Raw genomic sequence first — 19460 nt, forward strand, 5'->3', positions numbered from 1 at the left:
TATCCTACTGTCGGTAAGATTGTCACACCACTTGTCTGTAATAGCTGTATTGAATGTTGTGGTTTTTACTACATTACCCCTTGAAAAGCAGGGTTGAAACCGGTATTCCTAGTCCAACATTTATAAAAGAACCAACATTATGGCCGCGATCAGTGTCGAACCCTGCACCTTCGCCCTCTTTGGCGCCCTAGGCGACCTGGCATTGCGCAAGCTGTTCCCCGCGCTCTACCAGCTCGACCGCGCCGACCTCCTGCACCCCGACACCCGCCTGCTGGCCTTGGCCCGCGAGCCGGGCAGCGTGCAGGAACACCTGAACAACATCGAAGCCCATCTGCGCCGCCACGTGCCGGAGGCCGAGATCGATGCCGCTTCCCTGGGGCGTTTCCTCGGGCGCCTGAGCTACCTGCACCTGGACTTCGTCGAGCCCGAGGGCTACCAGGCCTTGGCCGAACAGGCACCGGGCGGGCAGCCGCTGATCGCCTACTTCGCCACGGCGGCAGCGGTGTACGGCGCGATCTGCGAGAACCTCGACAAGGCCGGCCTGGCGTCGCGTACCCGGGTGGTGCTGGAAAAGCCCATCGGCCACGACCTGGAGTCGTCGCGCCGGGTCAACGACGCCGTGGCGCGGTTCTTCCCCGAGAGCCGGGTCTACCGTATCGACCACTACCTGGGCAAGGAGACGGTGCAGAACCTGATCGCCCTGCGCTTCGCCAACAGCCTGTTCGAAACCCAGTGGAACCAGAACTCCATCTCCCATGTGGAGATCACCGTCGCGGAGAAAGTCGGCATCGAGGGCCGCTGGGGCTACTTCGACAAGGCCGGCCAGCTGCGCGACATGATCCAGAACCACCTGTTGCAGCTGCTCTGCCTGATCGCCATGGACCCGCCCAGCGACCTCTCGGCCGACAGCATCCGCGACGAGAAGGTCAAGGTGCTCAAGGCACTGGCGCCGATCACCGGCGAGGGCTTGAGCACCCATGTGGTGCGTGGCCAGTACATCGCTGGTTTCAGTGACGGCAAGCCGGTGCCGGGTTACCTCGAAGAGGACAACGCCAACGCCCAGAGCGACACCGAGACCTTCGTCGCCCTGCGTGCGGATATCCGCAACTGGCGCTGGTCGGGTGTGCCGTTCTACCTGCGCACCGGCAAGCGCATGCCGCAGAAGCTGTCGCAGATCGTCATCCATTTCAAGGAAACCCCGCACTACATCTTCGCCCCGGAACAGCGTTTGCAGATCGGCAACAAGCTGATCATTCGCCTGCAGCCGGACGAGGGCATTTCGCTGCGGGTGATGACCAAGGAGCAGGGCCTGGACAAGGGCATGCAACTGCGCAGCGGCCCGCTGCAGCTGAATTTCTCCGACACCTGGCGCAGCGCGCGGATCCCGGATGCCTATGAGCGGTTGTTGCTGGAAGTGATGCGCGGCAACCAGAACCTGTTCGTGCGCAAGGACGAGATCGAATACGCCTGGAAGTGGTGCGACCAGCTGATTGCAGGCTGGAAGACCAGCGGTGACGCGCCAAAGCCCTATGCGGCCGGATCCTGGGGGCCGATGAGCTCGATTGCATTGATTACACGTGATGGGAGGGCCTGGTATGGCGATATCTGAACTGCAACTGCCGGCGACCGTGAAGGTTCATCAGCTGGCCGATCCGAAAACCTTGGCGGCGACCCAGGCCCATGGTGTGGCCGAGCGCCTGCGCCAGGCGATCGCCAGCAAGGGGCAGGCTTGCCTGGTGCTGTCTGGCGGGCGTAGCCCGGTGCCCTTCCTCGAGAAGCTGGCTGGCGAGGCGCTGGACTGGTCCCGGGTCACCGTGAGCCTGGCCGATGAGCGCTGGGTGCCGGTGGCGCACGACGACAGCAACGCCGGCCTGCTGGCTCGTCACCTGTTCAAGGGGCCGGCGGCCAAGGCGCGCTTTATCGGGCTCTACCAACCCGCCGCTACCCTCGAAGCCGCTGCCGAGCAGGCCGACCAGGTGCTGGCCGACCTGCCACCGATCGATGTGCTGGTGCTGGGCATGGGCGACGATGGCCATACAGCCTCGCTGTTCCCGGCCAGCCCCAACCTGCGCCAGGGCCTGGCCAAGGTCGGTGAGCGCCGCTGCCTGCCGATGTTGGCGCCCAGCGTGCCGCACCAGCGCCTGAGCATGACCCGCGCGCTGCTGGCCACTGCCGGCCTGACCCTGTTGTCGGTGCAGGGCGCGGGCAAGCTTGCCACCCTGCGCACCGCGCTGGCGGCCGAAGACCCAACCGAAATGCCGATTCGCGCCTTTCTTCACGACCCCCTGGACATCTACTGGTGCCCATGAGCCAAGGATCCATTGTCATGACCACCCTCGAACGCCCACAGCCTTTGCTCTCGATGGCCGACAAAGCCGCGCGGATCGACGCGATCTGCAACAAGGCGCGCATCCTGCCGGTGATCACCATCGCCCGTGAGGAAGACATCCTGCCCCTGGCCGATGCCCTGGCCGCTGGCGGCATCCGCACCTTGGAGGTGACCCTGCGCTCGCAACACGGCCTGAAGGCCATCCAGGTGCTGCGCGAGCAGCGCCCTGAGCTGTGCGTCGGCGCCGGTACCGTGCTCGACCGCGGCATGTTCGCCGCCGTCGAGGCGGCGGGCGCGCAGTTCGTCGTTACCCCGGGCATCACCCAGGACATTCTCGAAGCGGGCGTGGACAGCGATATTCCGCTGTTGCCGGGCATCAGCACGCCGTCGGAGATCATGATGGGCTACGCCCTGGGCTACCGCCGCTTCAAGCTGTTCCCCGCCGAGATCAGTGGCGGCGTGGCGGCGATCAAGGCATTCGGCGGCCCGTTCGGCGACATTCGCTTCTGCCCTACCGGCGGGGTCAACCCGGCCAACGTGCGCAACTACATGGCCCTGCCCAATGTGATGTGCGTGGGCGGCACCTGGATGCTCGACAGCAGCTGGATCAAGAACGGTGACTGGGCGCGGATCGAAGCGTGCAGCGCCGAGGCGATGGCGCTGCTGGACTGACAGATTTCGTTGTGTGCTACACGGCTTGTGGGGCGCTTGGTCGGCGCCCCTTTTTTTGCCTGTGATATGGGTACAACCGGTTCTGGCCCTATCGCGGGGCAAGCCCGCTCCCACGAGCCCGCGATAGCGTCGGAAAACCAACAAAAAAGCCCGCATCGAGGATGCGGGCTTCGGTCATCAGCGATGGCTTACGCCGCCTTGGCCTGCTGCTGGCTCAGCGACCGGTTCAGTGCGCTGAACAGCGCCTTGAAGCTGGCGGTGGTGATGTTCTCGTCGATGCCCACGCCGTGCACCGGACGCCCGCCGGCCACGCGCAGCTCGATGTAGGCCGCGGCCTTGGCATTGGTGCCGGCGCCGATGGCGTGTTCGTTGTAGTCCATGATCTCCACGGCGATCGGCAGGCCGGCCACCAGTGCCTCGAGGGCGCCGTTGCCCTTGCCGTGCCAGTGCAGGGTGGTTTCGCCTTCACCGGAGACTTCCACTTGCACGTGGCTGCTGCCGTTTTCTTCCTGCAGGCGGTGGCTGACCAGGGCATATGGCGCGTTGGCCTGGAGGTATTCCTTCTGCAGCAGCTTGTAGATCTGCTCGGCGGTCATTTCCAGGCCGAGACGGTCGGTCTCGCCCTGTACCACTTGGCTGAACTCGATCTGCATGCGGCGCGGCAGGCTGATGCCATATTCCTGCTCGAGCAGGTAGGTGATGCCGCCCTTGCCCGACTGGCTGTTGACGCGGATCACCGCCTCGTAGCTACGGCCGATGTCGGCCGGGTCGATCGGCAGGTATGGCACTTCCCACAGCTCGCCGTCCTGCTGCTTGGCGAAGCCTTTGCGAATGGCGTCCTGGTGCGAGCCGGAGAAGGCGGTGTGTACCAGGTCGCCGACGTACGGGTGACGTGGGTGCACCGGCAGCTGGTTGCATTCCTCGACGACCTTGCGCACGCCGTCGATATCGGAGAAGTCGAGCTGCGGGTCGATGCCCTGGGTGTAGAGGTTCAGTGCCAGGGTCACCAGGTCGACGTTGCCGGTGCGCTCGCCGTTGCCGAACAGGCAGCCTTCGGCACGGTCGGCGCCAGCCATCAGGCCCAGCTCGGTGGCGGCGATGCCGGTGCCACGGTCGTTGTGGGTGTGCAGGCTGATGATCACGCTGTCGCGGCGGTTGACGTTACGGCAGAACCACTCGATCTGGTCGGCGTAGACGTTCGGCGTGGCGACTTCGACGGTGGCCGGCAGGTTGAGGATGATCTTGTGCTCGGGGGTCGGGTTCCACACCTCGATTACCGCGTCGCACACTTCCTTGGCGAATTCCAGCTCGGTGGCGCTGAAGGTCTCCGGCGAGTACTGGAAGGTCCACTGGGTTTGCGGCTGCTGCGCCGCGTACTTGACGAACAGCTTGGCGGCATTGACCGCGATGTCCTTGACGCCCTGCTTGTCCTGGTTGAAGACGATGCGGCGGAACGACGGGCAGGTGGCGTTGTACAGGTGAACGATGGCCTTCTTGGCGCCGCGCAGGGATTCGAAGGTACGCGCGATCAGGTCTTCACGGGCCTGGGTGAGCACCTGGATGGTGGTGTCGTCCGGGATGTGGCCGTCTTCGATCAGGGTGCGCACGAAGTCGAAGTCGGTCTGTGATGCCGACGGGAACGACGCTTCGATTTCCTTCACGCCCACCTGCACCAGGGTCTTCCAGAAACGCAGCTTCTTCTCGGCATCCATCGGCTCGATCAGCGACTGGTTGCCATCACGCAGGTCGGAGCTGCACCAGATCGGCGCCTGGGTGATGGTCTTCGACGGCCAGGTACGGTCAGGCAGGTCGATGGTCGGGAAGGCGCGGTACTTCTTCGATGGGTCTTTGAGCATGGTCATGGAAGCAATCCTTTTATGTGCGGCCGTGATCGGGCCTGCCGAACGTGTACGAGATGAAAAGGCGAGGCGACGCGATTCACCCTGGTAGTCGGGCGCTGACCAGGCAGAGGCTGCGGTGTTGTTGGAGGAGGGTGCTGAAGATGTTCATATGCTCAACCCTAACCAGTGGGTTGGGGGATGGCAAGCATTGCGGGAAAATTGAGAGGAATGCTTAAAAAAACGAGTTTACAGAGTTTTCATGGCCATTAATTTCGGTTTGTTGAGATTTTATTGCTTTAAGCTTTTTCATTGCGCAAATCGCGGGGCCAGCGTTGGCTGCGTGGGAGCGGGCTTGCCCCGCGATTGCGATTTCAGGGCTGGAACGCGCCGATGAAGATCGCCGGATCCACCCGCGCATCGTTCAGGCTGACGTTCCAGTGCATGTGCGGCCCGGTGGCCCGGCCAGTCGAACCTACGCGGCCCACCACCTCGCCACGGCGCAGCGCCTGGCCCGGCTTCACGTCGATCTTCGACATGTGGCAGAACATGCTGATGAAGCCTTGCCCATGGTCGACGAACACCGTGCGGCCATTGAAGAAGTAGTCGCCCACCAGGATCACCTTGCCATTGGCCGGGGTCTTGATCGGCGTGCCGGCGGGCACGGCGAAGTCCAGCCCGGCATGGGGGTTGCGCTCCTCGCCATTGAAGAAGCGGCGCACGCCGAACTTGCTCGACAGCGGGCCGTTGACCGGCTTGTCGAGGATCAGGTTGCTCGGAAGCGCAGGGCTGAAACTGCGGTAGGCCTTTATCTGCTCGGCCAGTTCGCGGTCGATGCGCTTGAGGTCCTGCGGCTCAGGGTTGACCTGGCGCTTGTTCTTCAAGGTGATGTGCTGCTCGGGGTACTTCTTGCTGCCGACACTGAAAGGAATGTTGCGCCCACCCTGGGTCAGCACGGCACTGCCAGGCTTTTGCGTAAGCGGAATGCCGACGATGGCCAGCCAGTTGTCCTGCTCCCTGACCACCAATACCGGTTTGCCATCGAAGCGCGCGGTCGGGGCGCTGGCGCCCGGGCCCAGGTCGACCACCGCCACGCCGCCGGGCACGGGCTTGTTGAGGGCGCGGGTAATGTAGCTGGCGTGGGCGGCCGTGACCGGCAGCAGCAGGGCGAGGGCAAGCAGGGGCGCGAACAGGCGTGGCATGTGTCAGTCCAGTAGCGAGAGGGTGACCGGGGTCTGGTGGTTGTCCTCGACCCGCACCTTGAGCTCGCCTTCGTTGAGGCGGGCGGTCAGGCGTTGGCCGTTGTGGGTTTGCGCGGCGCTGCGGATGGCCTGGCCGCGCTCATCCAGGAGGATGCTGTAGCCGCGGGCGAGGGTGGCCAGCGGGCTGACCACCTGCAGGGTCTGTAGTTGTGCCTGGAAGCGCTGGCGGCGGTCCTTGAGCACCTCGCGCATGGCCCGCGGCAGGCGCTCGGCGAGGCTGTCCAGGCGCTGTTTGAGCAGTTTCAGGCTGCGTCCCGGATGTTGCGCGGCCAGGCGCGTGTCGAGGCGGCCGAGGCGTTGCTGGCGCTGGTTCATGTCGAGCATGAAGGCGCGACGCAGGCGCATGTCCAGATCGTCCAGGCGCTGGGCCTGCTGGCGCAGGCGTTCGCCGGGGTGGCGCAGGCGTCGGGCCAGCCCGTCGAGGCGCAGGCGGTCGTGGGCCAGGCGGTTCTGCATGCGCAGCAGCAGGCGCCGTTGCAGGCTGTCGAGGCGCTGCTGCAGGCCGCTGCTGTCGGGGGCGAGCAGCTCGGCGGCGGCCGACGGCGTGGGTGCGCGTACATCGGCGACGAAGTCGCTGATCGACACGTCGGTCTCATGGCCCACGGCGCTGACAATAGGCGTGACGCAGGCGGCCACGGCGCGGGCCACGGCCTCTTCGTTGAAGCACCAGAGGTCTTCCAGCGAGCCGCCGCCACGGGCCAGGATCAGCGCGTCGAAGCCTTGCCGATCGGCCATCTGCAGGGCGCGGACGATCTGGTTGATCGCCTCGCGGCCCTGCACCGCGGTGGGGATCAGGTTCAACTCGACCTGCGGCGCACGGCGGCCGAACACACTGATGATGTCGCGAATCACCGCGCCGGTGGGCGAGGTGATGATGCCGATGCGTTGCGGGTGCGCTGGCAGCGGCTTCTTGCGTTCGGTGCTGAACAGCCCCTCGGCGCCGAGCTTTTCCTTCAGCGCCTCGAACGCCAGGCGCAGGGCACCGTCGCCGGCCGGCTCGACCGTATCGAGGATCAGCTGGTAGTCGCCACGCCCTTCGAACAGCGAGACCTTGCCGCGCACCCGTACCGCCAGGCCGTCACGCAGGGCCTGGCGCACCCGGGCGGCGTTCTGCCGGAACAGCGCACAGCGGATCTGCGCGCCGCTGTCCTTGAGGGTGAAGTACATATGGCCGGAGGCCGGGCGGGCGAGGTTGGAAATCTCGCCTTCCACCCAGACGCTGCGGAACACGTCCTCGAGCAGCACGCGGGCGCGGCCGTTGAGCTGGCTGACGGTGAGGACCTCGCGGTCCAGGCCGAGTCGTTCGAAAGGGTCTCTGATCATGGCGGCATCATAAAGGAGCCGTCGCGCGGATGCACTGTGCCGGCTGCTGGTACGCCCAACCTTGGGAGTATTTCCGGCTGCCGGCCCCGACACCCGGCGATGCAGTCTGGGCGCTTGATTCCATGAGGAGATTCGCCATGTATCCCATAGACGCCCACACTTACCGCTCCAAGGCTTTCAACCGACGGGTGCGATTCCTGGTGCTGCATTACACAGCCATCAATTTCAACGGCTCGATCAATGCGCTGGTCAACGGTACCCAGGTCAGCGCCCACTACCTGGTGCCCGACCCGTCCGATCCGAGCTTCGCGAGTGCAGGTTTTGATGCGATGCGCACCTTCAACCTCGTTGACGAGAACGAGCGCGCCTGGCATGCGGGGGTCAGCGGCTGGGCAGGACGCAGCAACCTGAACGATACGTCGATCGGCATCGAGATCGGCAACCAGGCGTCGGTGAGCAACGGCCAGTTCATGTTCCCGCCCTATCACCCCCAGCAGGTAGAAGCCTTGATCCAGCTGGGCCAGGCGATCCTGCAGCGCTATCCGGAGATCACGCCGACCCAGGTGGTCGGCCATAGCGACATCGCCATTGGCCGCAAGAGCGACCCGGGCGCCGCTTTTCCCTGGCAGGCCCTGCACCAGGCCGGTATCGGCGCCTGGTATGACGAGGCGCGCAAGGCGCACTACGAGCAGCGGTTCGCGGGTTGCCTGCCGCAGCTCAAGGTCGTCCTCGACAAGCTGCGTACCTACGGTTACAGCTTCCCGCCCCGCCCCGATCCGGCCCAGGTGCGCGCGTTGCTCAGGGCGTTCCAGCTGCATTTCAGGCCAGGCAACTATGACGGTGTGCTGGATGCCGAGACCGCGGCGATCGTCTTTGCGCTGGTGGAGCGCTACATGCCCTGATCGCCCTGTGGCGAGCGCAGGCTGTCCAGCAGCTTTCTCGACAGCGCTGCTGCGTCGCGTCGGCAGGCCAGGGCCACGGTGCTCTGGCAAGCCTCGGCCAGCGGCACGAAGGTGACAGAGGGCGGGGCGATCTCGCGCATGCTCAGGGGCAGCAACGCCACACCGAACCCGGCCTGGATCAGTTGCAGCTGGGTGGTCTTGCGCGACACCACCTGCGCCGCCCGGGGAAAGAACCCTTCGTTCATGCATAACGACGCCGACAGGTAGCTCAGCCCGCCGCGCTGGCGGTGGGGTATGGAAATGAAGCGCTCCTCGCGCAGGTGCCCCAACCGAACACTGGCTGCCGCGGCCAGTGGGTGGTTCGCCGCCACAGCCAGCAGCAGGGGCTCATCGAACAACGCATGCAGCTCAACGCCCTCATGCTGGCGCAGCACCGGCAGGCGCAGCAGGCCAATTTCCAGGCGGCCTTGTGCGATATCCTCCAGTTGTGCTTCCGACGATTGCTGGGCGATCTCCAGGGAAACGCCGGGGTTGTCCTCGAGGTAGCCGCCGAGGCGCTGCAGGAGCTGCCCGGTCAGTGGCACGGTGCTGGAGTGGTTCAGTCGCAGGCTGCCACGCAAGCCCTGGCCAATCTCGTGGGCCAGGCGCTCGGCTTTGTCCAGGTCAACCAGCAGGCATCGGGCGCGCTCGAGAAAGGCCTGACCGGCCACGGTCAGGCGTGGCAGGCGCGCAGTGCGTTCGAACAGGGCGGTGCCCAGCTGAAGCTCAAGCTCCTTGATCTGCCGGCTGAGGGCCGACTGGGCAATGTACAACCGCTCGGCGGCGGCGCTGAAGCTGCCGACCTCGGCGATTTCGACGAAGTAGCGCAGTTGGCGGATAGAAGTCATGTCATGCCTTTTCGAGATGTCTTACGGCGAAAAGACATATTAGTCGGCATGGCTTGTGGCTGGCTAATCTTCAGTGGACTTCCAAGGAACTGCCGCGATGCTCGCTCAATTGTCGTTTTCCACGTCCGACTGGCTGCCCATCCTGCTGGGAGTGGGGGTGGCTTACATCGTCTTCGGCATCGCCGGTTTCGGCACCGCGCTGGTCGCCGGCCCCGTGCTGATCCATTTCATGCCGTTGTCGCGGATCATCCCGCTGCTGGTGCTGCTGGACTTCGTCGCCGCCTTCGGCAACCTGCTGCCTTCGCGGCGCGATGTGGTGCGCGGCGAGTTGCTGCGCCTGCTGCCGTTCATGGCCGTGGGTTGCACCCTGGGCGTGGTGTTCCTGCTACGGCTCAAGTCCGATCTGCTGCTGTTGCTGATGGGCATCTTCGTGACCGCCTATGCGGTCTATGGCCTGGCGGTCAAGGTGCGCCCGGCTAGCCTGTCGGGCGCCTGGGCGGTGCCCATGGGCACGGTGGGCGGATTGTTCGGCGCCTTGTTCGGCAGTGGTGGTTTCCTCTACGCGATCTACCTCAGCGCCCGCCTGGAGGCCAAGGAACAGGTGCGTGCGACCCAGGTCGCCCTGATCAGTTGCAGCACGGTGGTGCGCCTGTCGCTGTTCCTGATCGCCGGGGTGTATGCCGATAGCAGCTTGCTGCTGCTCGCCGCCTGCCTGTTGCCGGTGATGTTCGTCGGCACCTGGCTGGGGCGGCGACTGACCTTGAAACTGTCCCGCGAGGCCTTCATCCGCCTGGTCACCTGGTTGGTCCTGGCTAGCGGCCTGGCGCTTATCGGCCGCTACCTGAGCGCCTGAGCAGGCGCTAGAATTGCGCCATTACCGCAGTCCCCAGGCCCGCCTCACGCATGAATACCCAGAGCATCATCGTCCCCAAACTGTCCACCGTGCCCGTCCATGAGGCCCGCGCCCGCGCCATCCTGCGCTGGCTGGTGCGCGAAAAAATCGTCGAGGAACAGTTGAGCACCTGTGGGCGCACCGGCAACCGCATGGGCCATGCCCTGGCGGAGGGGGCGCGCAAGGTGGCCCTGCATCCCGAGAGGTTGCCGTTCGGCGAGCAGGTCAACGGCCTGGAAGTGATGCTCAAACGCTGCATCTACACCCCCACCGACGGTTTTCTCGAAGAAGCCGGTTGCCCGGAGTGCCGGCGCGAGGTCGGCGAGCCGCTGTTCGAGAGCCTCGAGGAGTGGATGCCGGGGGTGAGCGACAACTTCACCTGCCCGTTGTGCGGCTTCGAAGACGACATCAATGGCTTTCTCTATTTGCAGCCGTGTGCCTTTTCCAACCTGGGGTTCATCTTCAATAACTGGGGCGAGGCCGGGTTTACCCAGGCCTTCCTCGACAGCTTCGCCGACTGGCTGGACCAGTCGGTGGCGGTGGTGCAGGTAAAACTGCCGCAAGGCTGACCGAAGGCCCTTATTTTGCATTGAGCGGCGCGCCATGGATGGGTATAATGGCGCGCTTCCATTTTTCCCTCCCGGGAGCCCCCGCGATGCTGCGTATCAGCCAAGAAGCCCTGACCTTCGACGATATCCTCCTTGTACCTGGCTACTCCGAGGTACTGCCCAATGAAGTCAGTCTCAAGACCCGTTTGACTCGTGGCATCGAGCTGAACATTCCCCTGGTCTCCGCCGCCATGGATACCGTGACCGAAGCGCGCCTGGCCATCGCCATGGCCCAGGAAGGCGGCATCGGCATCATCCACAAGAACATGACCATCGAGCAGCAGGCCGGCGAAGTACGCAAGGTCAAGAAGTTCGAGGCTGGCGTGGTCAAGGACCCGATCACCATCGACGCCGACGCCACCGTGCGCGACCTGTTCGACCTGACCCGTCTGAACAACATCTCCGGTGTTCCGGTGCTGGAAAACGGTGACCTGGTCGGCATCGTCACCTCCCGCGACGTGCGCTTCGAAACCCGCCTGGACGCCAAGGTCCGCGACGTGATGACCCCCAAAGAGCGTCTGGTCACCGTCCGCGAAGGCGCCGACAAGAACGAAGTCCGCGAGCTGCTGCACAAGCACCGCCTGGAAAAAGTCCTGATCGTCGACGACAAGTTCGCCCTCAAGGGCATGATGACCGTCAAGGACATCGAGAAGGCCAAGGCCTACCCGCTGGCCAGCAAGGACGACCAGGGTCGCCTGCGTGTCGGCGCCGCGGTCGGCACCGGCAAGGACACCGGCGAGCGCGTTGCCGCCCTGGTAGCCGCCGGCGTTGACGTGGTGGTGGTCGACACCGCCCACGGTCACTCCAAAGGCGTGATCGACCGCGTGCGTTGGGTGAAAGAAACCTACCCGCAAGTGCAGGTGATCGGCGGCAACATCGCCAGCGGCGCCGCCGCCAAGGCCCTGGCAGAAGCCGGCGCCGACGCGGTCAAGGTCGGTATCGGCCCAGGCTCGATCTGCACCACCCGTATCGTCGCCGGTGTCGGCGTGCCGCAGATCAGCGCCATCGCCAACGTCGCCGCCGCACTGGAAGGCACTGGCGTGCCACTGATCGCCGACGGCGGCATCCGTTTCTCGGGTGACCTGTCCAAGGCCATCGTCGCCGGTGCGTCCTGCGTGATGATGGGCTCGATGTTCGCCGGTACCGAAGAAGCGCCGGGTGAAGTCGAACTGTTCCAGGGCCGTTCCTACAAGGCCTACCGTGGCATGGGCTCGCTGGGCGCCATGGCACAGGCGCAAGGCTCGTCCGACCGTTACTTCCAGGACTCCTCGGCCGGCGCCGAGAAGCTGGTGCCGGAAGGTATCGAAGGCCGCGTGCCGTACAAGGGCGCCCTGGCCGCGATCATCCACCAGCTGATGGGCGGCCTGCGTTCGTCCATGGGCTACACCGGCAGCGCGACCATCGAAGAGATGCGTACCAAGCCGGAGTTCGTGCGCATCACCGGTGCCGGCATGGCCGAGTCCCACGTGCATGACGTTCAGATCACCAAGGAAGCCCCTAACTACCGCGTAGGCTAAGGCTTCCAGCAATTACCGAACGGGGCTGTCATACACAGCCCCGCGTCGTTTCCGATTTCCACTGACGAGATTGAGTCATGGCCCTCGACATTCACGCTCACCGCATCCTGATCCTCGATTTCGGTTCCCAGTACACCCAGCTGATCGCCCGCCGCGTGCGTGAGATCGGTGTGTATTGCGAGCTGCACCCGTTCGACATGGACGATGAAGCGATCCGCGAATTCAACCCGCGCGGCATCATCCTGGCCGGTGGCCCCGAGTCGGTCCACGAAGCCAACAGCCCACGCGCGCCGCAGGCCGTGTTCGACCTGAAAGTACCCGTGCTGGGCATCTGCTACGGCATGCAGACCATGGCCGAGCAGATGGGCGGCAAGGTCGAAGGTTCCGACCTGCGCGAGTTCGGTTACGCCCGCGTCGACGTGGTCGGCAAGAGCCGCCTGCTCGATGGCATCGAAGACCATGTCGACGATGACGGCGTGCTGGGCCTGGACGTGTGGATGAGCCATGGCGACAAGGTCACCCAGATGCCAGGCAACTTCAGCGTGCTGGCCAGCACTCCGAGCTGCCCGATCGCCGGCATGTACGACGATGCCCTGGGCTACTACGGCGTGCAGTTCCACCCGGAAGTGACCCACACCAAGCAAGGCGGTCGCATCCTGTCGCGCTTCGTCCAGGACATCTGCGGCTGTGAAGCGCTGTGGACTGCCTCGAACATCGTCGAGGACGCTATCGCCCAGGTCCGTGCACAGGTCGGTTCGGCCAACGTCCTGCTGGGCCTGTCCGGCGGCGTCGACAGCTCGGTTGTTGCCGCGCTGCTGCATCGCGCCATCGGCGACCAGCTGACCTGCGTGTTCGTCGACAACGGCCTGCTGCGCCTGCACGAAGGCGACCAGGTGATGGCCATGTTCAAGGAGAACATGGGCGTCAAGGTGATCCGCGCCGATGCCGAGAAGCAGTTCCTCGACAATCTGGAAGGCGAAGCCGACCCGGAGAAGAAGCGCAAGATCATCGGCCGCACCTTCATCGACGTGTTCGATGCCGAGGCCAGCAAGCTGGAGAACATCCAGTTCCTCGCCCAGGGCACCATCTACCCCGACGTGATCGAGTCGGCCGGCGCCAAGAGCGGCAAGGCCCACGTGATCAAGTCGCACCACAACGTCGGCGGCCTGCCGGAGGAAATGAACCTCAAGCTGGTCGAGCCCCTGCGTGAGCTGTTCAAGGACGAAGTGCGCAAGATCGGCCTGGAACTGGGCCTGCCGTACGACATGGTCTACCGCCACCCGTTCCCGGGCCCGGGCCTGGGTGTGCGCATCCTCGGTGAAGTGAAGAAGGAATATGCCGACATCCTGCGTCGCGCCGACCACATCTTCATCGAAGAGCTGCGCAAGGCCGACTGGTACCACAAGACCAGCCAGGCGTTCGTGGTGTTCCAGCCGGTCAAGTCGGTCGGCGTCGTCGGTGACGGCCGTCGCTACGCCTGGGTCGTGGCCCTGCGTGCCGTCGAGACCGTGGACTTCATGACCGCGCGCTGGGCGCACCTGCCGTACGAACTGCTGGAAACCGTCAGTGGTCGTATCATCAACGAAATCGACGGCATCTCCCGCGTCACCTACGACGTGTCGAGCAAGCCGCCGGCCACTATCGAGTGGGAATGATCTCGCGCCCGGCGTAGACCGGAAGCAAATGGCAAGAAACACCCCTAAAGCCCGCGTAACTGCGGGCTTTTGGCATTCAGTCGGGCAGGTGAAATAGCCAGACGCTTATGGGCTTCACCCTCAGCCCCAAACAACAAAACCCGCCAATGCGGGTTTTGTTGTTTGAAGCGCAGACGTTGGTCAGAAGTCGTAACGCACGTTGGCAGTGAAGGTGTCGGCGTTGAAACCACTGCTGGCCAGGTAGTTGTACATCCCTCCCACGCTCCAGGCGCCTACCCGGTAGTTGACACCCAGTCCCAGCTCGTAGCTGTCGCGCGCGGGGGTGGCGCCTTGGGTGGTGAAGGGGGTACCGCCGAGCACGAAGGTCGAGGTGGTGCTGGCCTTGTCGCCGATGAAATCGTGCCAGGCCATCAGCTTGGCTTCCGGCTCCAGGCTGCCCACGCCGACGTCAAAAGCGGCCGCCAGACGGGCGCCCAGGCCCATTTCGCCAATTTCATAGCGCTGGCTGCCAACGTTGAGGGCGGCTGAGCTGCCTTTCTCATGGTACGAATCAATCGAAACCTTGGCATAACGCGCACCGACCTGTGGCTCCAGCAGCCAATGCTTGTCTAGCCGGAACGTGTAGCCTGCAAGTGCTTTGACGCCGAAGATTGCACTGTCGTAATCGGCCTTGGCGCGGGTGCCGGCGATGTAGCGTCTGGACTCGTTGTCGTTCCAGCCATAGGTCAGCGAGGTGTCGACAAAGAAGTTGTCACGGGCCCAGTTGCCGTACAGCGTCAGTGCATGGCCGTTGACGTCGGTCTTGTTGCCAAGGTCCGACTTGACGTCGCTGGTCAGGTAGCTGTACGCCAGGCCCACGGTGGTATTGGGGTTGAGCTTGCCGTCGGCACCCAAGGCGATGCCTTGGGTGTTGGCGTCAAAGCCGCCGATACCGTGGCGGCTATCCTGGTTGGCATCGCTGGACAGCGCTTGCAGCCATACCCCTTGTTCTGCCAGGACGTCGCCCGACGACAGGCCGCTGCGTACTTTGCTGGCGCGGTGCTCGATGGCACCTGCGACCAGGTTTTGACTGTTGGTGGCGGCGTTGATGACTCCACGGCTGACGTCCGGGGCCAAGGTTTCGGCAAGTTTCGCCAGATCTTCGGAGGTGGCGGCGTTGGCAAAATGCTGGAATACCGGGTCGCTTTCGTCCATCTGGCCCAGGACTGTGTTCTTGAGCGGCTGGATGGCGTTCACCGCATTGCGCGAACCATGGGCGCCCAGCAGGTCTTGCGTTACTGCCTCATCACTGCGGGTCGCAACCGTTGCTTTTACATCCTGGCCTTCAATGCCAAAGCTTTTCACTTCAAGCAGCGCCGAGGACGAAACCACGGAGAGGTTCTGTGGATCTTCCCACGTGCCGGAATTGATGAGGGTGTAGCGGTTGCCCTGGGCCGAGGTGCGGAAATCGTCGGAGCGAGCCTGCAGTTCGACCTGGCTGCCTGGAGAGAAGTAGGTATCGCCGGTGACTGTCAGGATCGGCGTGTTGGGCAGTGTGTTGTTATCCAGCAGCAGGCGCAAGCGAGCAGTTTCGCTATCCAGGTCGAGGTTGCCGACAATCGTGGTCTGTGGGCGAAGCAGCGTCAGGCGGCCACCGTCGATATCGACGTAACCGGCACGGATGGTCGAGCCGTCGAATTGTGCATCCCCTTGCACCAGTACCCCACTCAGGCCCAGCAGGTCACCCTTGACCTGGCCACCCTCCCAGTAGAAATAAGAAGGGGAGGAATGGTCATCCGCCAGAATTGCCGCGGTGCCGCCTTCGATCAGGCCACCGGTCTGCCTGATGGAGAAGATGCTGAAGCCGGCGGAGGGGTCGAGGTTGACCAAGTGGATACCGACGCCCTCGGCGGAGATAGTCCCGCTGTTGTTGATATCACTCTTGAAAGGGTCGCCTGTGTTTTTACCGGTGAAGCTGGCGTTTTCTATCTCGATACCTGCAGAGCCGACGCCGCTGGCAGTGATGGTGCCCGAGTTATTGATGCGAGCCTGGGCCGAGGTGATCATCATGCCATTGGCATCTTCGCCTGTTACCCTGATGTTGCCGTTGTTGCTGACTTCACCGGCGATTTTCGCCAGATACAGGTCCAGCCCCATAGCAGTGGTGCCGCTCACCGTTATATCGCCCTGATTGACCAGACTGCCAGCGACGGTGGAGTTGAGGGTCATGGAGATGCCGGACGGGACGTCACTGGGTGTTGCGGCCGTCAGGTTGATCTTGCCCTGATTGATCAAGCTGCCCGCCAGCGTCACATTGGTCAGCGTCACACCTGCGTTTTGTGACGTTCCGGTAAAGGTGGCGTTATTGAAACCACCGCCGGAGCTGATGTATGCCCCTGTGCCCAGGTCGTGGTTGAGGTCGGGTGCGGCATGGACTGTGGCAGCCGTGACGGACAGCGCCAACAACGAGCGGCGCAGGTGGGAGATGTTCAAGACCGTATCCTTACAGGGTAGAAACTGACAGGGGCAACGCGCGCGTCAGCGTCTGTTTTCGGCATCCCTGTCAGCTTGTCAGTGAAGTGCTGTTTCAAGCGCGCCGAATCTACACGATGCGGGTGAGGATATTCATCATGAAAACAACTAATGGCGAAAAAAATAAATGCGCCGTTTCAGTTGTTTTCCCAAGCCGTGGCCGTCCTGGTTCAAGGATGTTCATGTGCCAATGGAGTCTTGGCCCATCGGCTCCATGCTGCTTCCCAGCCACTGTCGTGGCTCGCTTCAGGGACATGAATACACTGGGATAATGGTGAGCCAAGTGCCTGTTGATACCTGGCAGCCAAATCACTCGGAATGATCGAGTCAGCGTCTCCAATGAAATGACGCTGAGGTAACAAGGAGAGTCGATCTCGGTAGTCCAGCGGTTCCAAGGATCCGTGGAGTGGCGACAGTCCTTTCATCGTCGCCCACATACGCGGGCTAAGGTTGCCGGCCAGGGTTTGCACCTGGGTAATATCATTGCGCTGCGCCGCTAACAATAATGCCAGTGCGGCGCCACCCGAATATCCCACGAGTTCGAATTCACTGTTGCCATATCGTTGTTTCAGTTGGTCTAGCGCCTGGTTGAGGCGGTCGATCACTTCCTGGGCGTAGCGTCGATGGGTCCAGAGTGCGGTCTGACACGCTGCAGCCATGACGAACTGGCAGGGACGCGCGAGATACACGTTCGGCGTCGGATCGTTGACCGCCAGCCGTGGCACCAACAGATTGTGCGGGCTCGGATCCAGGCTGGGTTGAGTGGCCGTCGACCAGGAATGCCCATCGCCTTCCAGGTAGACACGCAGGCGAGTCATTTTTTCTGCGGTGCGCGGCGCAAGGATGATGAGAGGGAAGTCTTGTCCCGACAGGACCTCCCATTGTCGGCCGTGTTCTTGAGCCAGTTGTTGCAGTGCCTCGCGCGGCGATTGGCAGGCGATGAGAAGTGCGCTGATTATCAGCACACACGCCATAGGGAAGCTGGTCACTGTCCGACGACTGGGAAAATCTCTACTTATCATATGTGCAGTGTACGATCACGTCGCTTCGGCAACCTACAGCCCTGCGACAAGACTTCACTTAATCTTTCGCAAATGCAGGTGTATCGTATTCGCCCTTCATCGTCGGCCCTGCCGGCAGGCTGATCGCGCAGAAACGAGGTACCCGCACCGATGTCCTTTACCCGTCGACAAATGCTCAAGGGCCTGACCGGCCTTGTGGTGGTAGGCCTGGGCGCCGGTGGCGCGGCGCGTTACTGGCTGGGCAAGGTCGAGGACGACAACGCCGGGCACGACTACGAGCTGATCGCCGCACCGCTGGACGTCGAGCTGGTGCCGGGGTTCAAGACCGAGGCCTGGGCCTTCGGCCCGTCGGCGCCGGGGACCGAGCTGCGGGTGCGCCAGGGTACGTGGCTGCGGGTGCGCTTCATCAACCATCTACCCGTCGAGACCACCATCCACTGGCACGGCATCCGCCTGCCGCTGGAAATGGACGGCGTGCCGTACGTGTCGCAATTGCCGGTCAAGCCCGGCGAATATTTCGACTACAAGTTCCGTGTACCGGATGCCGGCAGCTACTGGTACCACCCCCACGTGAGCAGCTCCGAGGAACTGGGGCGCGGGCTGGTTGGCCCGCTGATCGTCGAAGAGCGCGAACCGACCGGTTTCAAGCACGAACGCACGCTGAGCCTGAAGAACTGGCACGTGGACGAGCAGGGCGCCTGGCTGCCGTTCAGCATCCCCCGCGAGGCGGCGCGCAACGGCACTGCCGGGCGGTTGATCACCATCAATGGCCAGGCCGAGTCGGTTACGGAGCTGCCGGCGGGGCAGGTGGTGCGGGTGCGCTTGCTGAACCTGGACAACACCTGGACCTACCGCCTGAACCTCAAAGGCAACTGCGAGGCGATGATCTACGCCCTCGATGGCAACCCGATCACCCCGCGCCCGCTGGACGAGGAGTACTGGCTTGGCCCCGGCATGCGCATCTGCCTGGCGATCCGCATTCCCGAGGCGGGCGAGGAGGTCTCGTTGCGTGACGGCTTCGTGCGCCTGGGGACCTTGCGCTCGGTGGCCAGCAGCGACGCTCCCGGTGACTGGCCCAAGGCGCTGCCGCCGAACCCCGTTGCCGAGCCGGACCTGGAGAATGCCGAGAAGCTCAACTTCAATTTCGAATGGGTCGGCAAGGTTTCGGTGAATACCGAGAACGGCAAGCCGCCGAGTCTGTGGCAGATCAACGGCCAGGCCTGGGACATCACCGACAAGACCTGTGCCGACCGGCCGATCGCCACGCTGCAGAAGGGCAAGAGCTATATCCTCGAGCTGAAGAACATGACCCAGTACCAGCACCCGATCCACCTGCACGGCATGAGTTTCAAGGTGATCGCCTCCAATCGGCGCAAGATCGTCGAGCCGTGGTTCACCGATACCTACCTGCTGGGCAAGAACGAGCGGGCGCAGGTGGCGCTGGTGGCGGATAACCCAGGCACCTGGATGTTCCATTGCCATGTCATCGACCACATGGAAACCGGCCTGATGGCCGCGATCGCGGTGGTTTGATGCGCCCGCAGATCATCGATCGCAGCCGCGATCAGGAATTCATGCGCCTGGCCCTGGAACTGGCGGCCCAGGGCGCGGCCCTGGGCGAGGTGCCGGTGGGCGCGGTGCTGGTGCAGCACGGCCAGGTGCTCGGCCAGGGCTTCAACCGGCCGATCCTCGACAGCGACCCCAGCGCCCATGCCGAGATGGTGGCGATCCGCGCTGCGGCCAAGTCCGCCAGCAACTACCGCCTGCCGGGCAGCACCCTGTACGTGACACTGGAACCGTGCAGCATGTGCGCGGGGCTGATCGTCCATTCGCGGGTGGCGCGGGTGGTCTACGGCGCGCTGGAGCCCAAGGCAGGGATCGTGCAGAGCCAGGGGCAGTTCTTCACCCAGGGTTTTCTCAACCATCGGGTGATGTACGAGGGGGGAGTGCTGGCCGAGGAATGCGGCGCGATCCTCAGCGAGTTTTTCAAGGCTCGGCGGGCCAAGGGCTAACCCGCGCCGGCCTCATCGCTGGCAAGCCAG

At 63.8% G+C, this 19460-nt stretch carries 16 protein-coding genes; 10 read left to right on the forward strand and 6 right to left on the reverse strand.

What is annotated here, in order from left to right; all coding sequences use genetic code 11:
* Positions 1-139 precede the first annotated feature (139 nt).
* The 3 genes from zwf to LOY42_RS05220 are packed head-to-tail and all read left to right on the forward strand — an operon-like array spanning position 140 to position 3001.
* Positions 140-1609, forward strand: a complete 1470-nt coding sequence (zwf, locus tag LOY42_RS05210) for a glucose-6-phosphate dehydrogenase (RefSeq protein ID WP_139669086.1) — start codon at positions 140-142, stop codon at positions 1607-1609.
* The gene (pgl, locus tag LOY42_RS05215) at positions 1596-2309 is read left to right on the forward strand and encodes a 6-phosphogluconolactonase (RefSeq protein WP_139669088.1); all 714 of its coding nucleotides are present in this window, start codon (positions 1596-1598) and stop codon (positions 2307-2309) included. Before zwf ends, pgl begins: the two co-directional genes overlap by 14 nt.
* A gap of 17 nt (positions 2310-2326) precedes the next feature.
* Positions 2327-3001 (forward strand): bifunctional 4-hydroxy-2-oxoglutarate aldolase/2-dehydro-3-deoxy-phosphogluconate aldolase, encoded by a 675-nt coding sequence (locus LOY42_RS05220; protein ID WP_046854326.1) that lies wholly within the window; start codon positions 2327-2329, stop codon positions 2999-3001.
* 188 nt (positions 3002-3189) lie between these two features.
* On the opposite strand, the gene leuA is transcribed toward LOY42_RS05220, so the two are convergent.
* From leuA to xseA, 3 genes are all read right to left on the reverse strand, one after another.
* Entirely contained in the window at positions 3190-4863 is a 1674-nt protein-coding gene (gene leuA / locus LOY42_RS05225; RefSeq protein ID WP_139669090.1) for a 2-isopropylmalate synthase, read from the reverse strand.
* A 350-nt stretch (positions 4864-5213) separates the two neighbouring features.
* Positions 5214-6041, reverse strand: a complete 828-nt coding sequence (locus LOY42_RS05230) for a M23 family metallopeptidase (protein ID WP_139669092.1) — start codon at positions 6039-6041, stop codon at positions 5214-5216.
* 3 nt (positions 6042-6044) lie between these two features.
* Positions 6045-7424, reverse strand: a complete 1380-nt coding sequence (gene xseA / locus LOY42_RS05235) for an exodeoxyribonuclease VII large subunit (protein ID WP_102682974.1) — start codon at positions 7422-7424, stop codon at positions 6045-6047.
* A gap of 137 nt (positions 7425-7561) precedes the next feature.
* Here xseA and LOY42_RS05240 point away from each other — a divergent pair, with 137 nt between their 5' ends.
* Entirely contained in the window at positions 7562-8326 is a 765-nt protein-coding gene (locus tag LOY42_RS05240; protein WP_139669094.1) for an N-acetylmuramoyl-L-alanine amidase, read from the forward strand.
* On the opposite strand, the gene LOY42_RS05245 is transcribed toward LOY42_RS05240, so the two are convergent.
* Complete coding sequence (locus LOY42_RS05245; RefSeq protein WP_139669095.1) at positions 8314-9213, reverse strand: LysR family transcriptional regulator; 900 nt, start codon at positions 9211-9213, stop codon at positions 8314-8316. The two genes, LOY42_RS05240 and LOY42_RS05245, sit on opposite strands and share 13 nt — an antisense overlap.
* A 97-nt stretch (positions 9214-9310) precedes the next feature.
* On the opposite strand from LOY42_RS05245, the gene LOY42_RS05250 reads away from it, so the two are divergent.
* The 4 genes from LOY42_RS05250 (at position 9311) to guaA (ending at position 13885) form a co-directional block, all read left to right on the forward strand.
* Positions 9311-10066: a sulfite exporter TauE/SafE family protein gene (locus LOY42_RS05250; protein ID WP_139669097.1), complete on the forward strand. Its 756-nt coding sequence runs from the start codon at positions 9311-9313 to the stop codon at positions 10064-10066.
* A gap of 50 nt (positions 10067-10116) precedes the next feature.
* On the forward strand, positions 10117-10674 hold the full coding sequence (locus LOY42_RS05255) for a sugar ABC transporter ATPase (RefSeq protein ID WP_198754443.1): 558 nt from the start codon (positions 10117-10119) through the stop codon (positions 10672-10674).
* 86 nt (positions 10675-10760) lie between these two features.
* Positions 10761-12230 (forward strand): IMP dehydrogenase, encoded by a 1470-nt coding sequence (gene guaB, locus LOY42_RS05260; RefSeq protein ID WP_258599957.1) that lies wholly within the window; start codon positions 10761-10763, stop codon positions 12228-12230.
* A gap of 77 nt (positions 12231-12307) precedes the next feature.
* Positions 12308-13885 (forward strand): glutamine-hydrolyzing GMP synthase, encoded by a 1578-nt coding sequence (guaA, locus tag LOY42_RS05265; RefSeq protein ID WP_011535447.1) that lies wholly within the window; start codon positions 12308-12310, stop codon positions 13883-13885.
* Positions 13886-14065: 180 nt separating this feature from the next.
* Here guaA and LOY42_RS05270 read toward each other — a convergent pair whose 3' ends face one another.
* Entirely contained in the window at positions 14066-16357 is a 2292-nt protein-coding gene (locus LOY42_RS05270; protein WP_258599959.1) for an autotransporter outer membrane beta-barrel domain-containing protein, read from the reverse strand.
* Positions 16358-16566: 209 nt separating this feature from the next.
* Positions 16567-17370: an alpha/beta hydrolase gene (locus LOY42_RS05275; RefSeq protein ID WP_258599960.1), complete on the reverse strand. Its 804-nt coding sequence runs from the start codon at positions 17368-17370 to the stop codon at positions 16567-16569.
* Between the two features lie 198 nt (positions 17371-17568).
* On the opposite strand from LOY42_RS05275, the gene LOY42_RS05280 reads away from it, so the two are divergent.
* A complete protein-coding gene (locus tag LOY42_RS05280; protein WP_046854334.1) occupies positions 17569-18951 on the forward strand; it encodes a multicopper oxidase family protein in 1383 nt (460 codons plus the stop codon).
* On the forward strand, positions 18951-19430 hold the full coding sequence (gene tadA / locus LOY42_RS05285) for a tRNA adenosine(34) deaminase TadA (RefSeq protein WP_046854335.1): 480 nt from the start codon (positions 18951-18953) through the stop codon (positions 19428-19430). The genes LOY42_RS05280 and tadA overlap by 1 nt, the downstream gene beginning before the upstream one ends.
* Positions 19431-19460: the final 30 nt, after the last annotated feature.

Origin of the sequence: Pseudomonas sp. B21-023, from assembly GCF_024749165.1 — a bacterium.
Lineage (GTDB): Bacteria > Pseudomonadota > Gammaproteobacteria > Pseudomonadales > Pseudomonadaceae > Aquipseudomonas.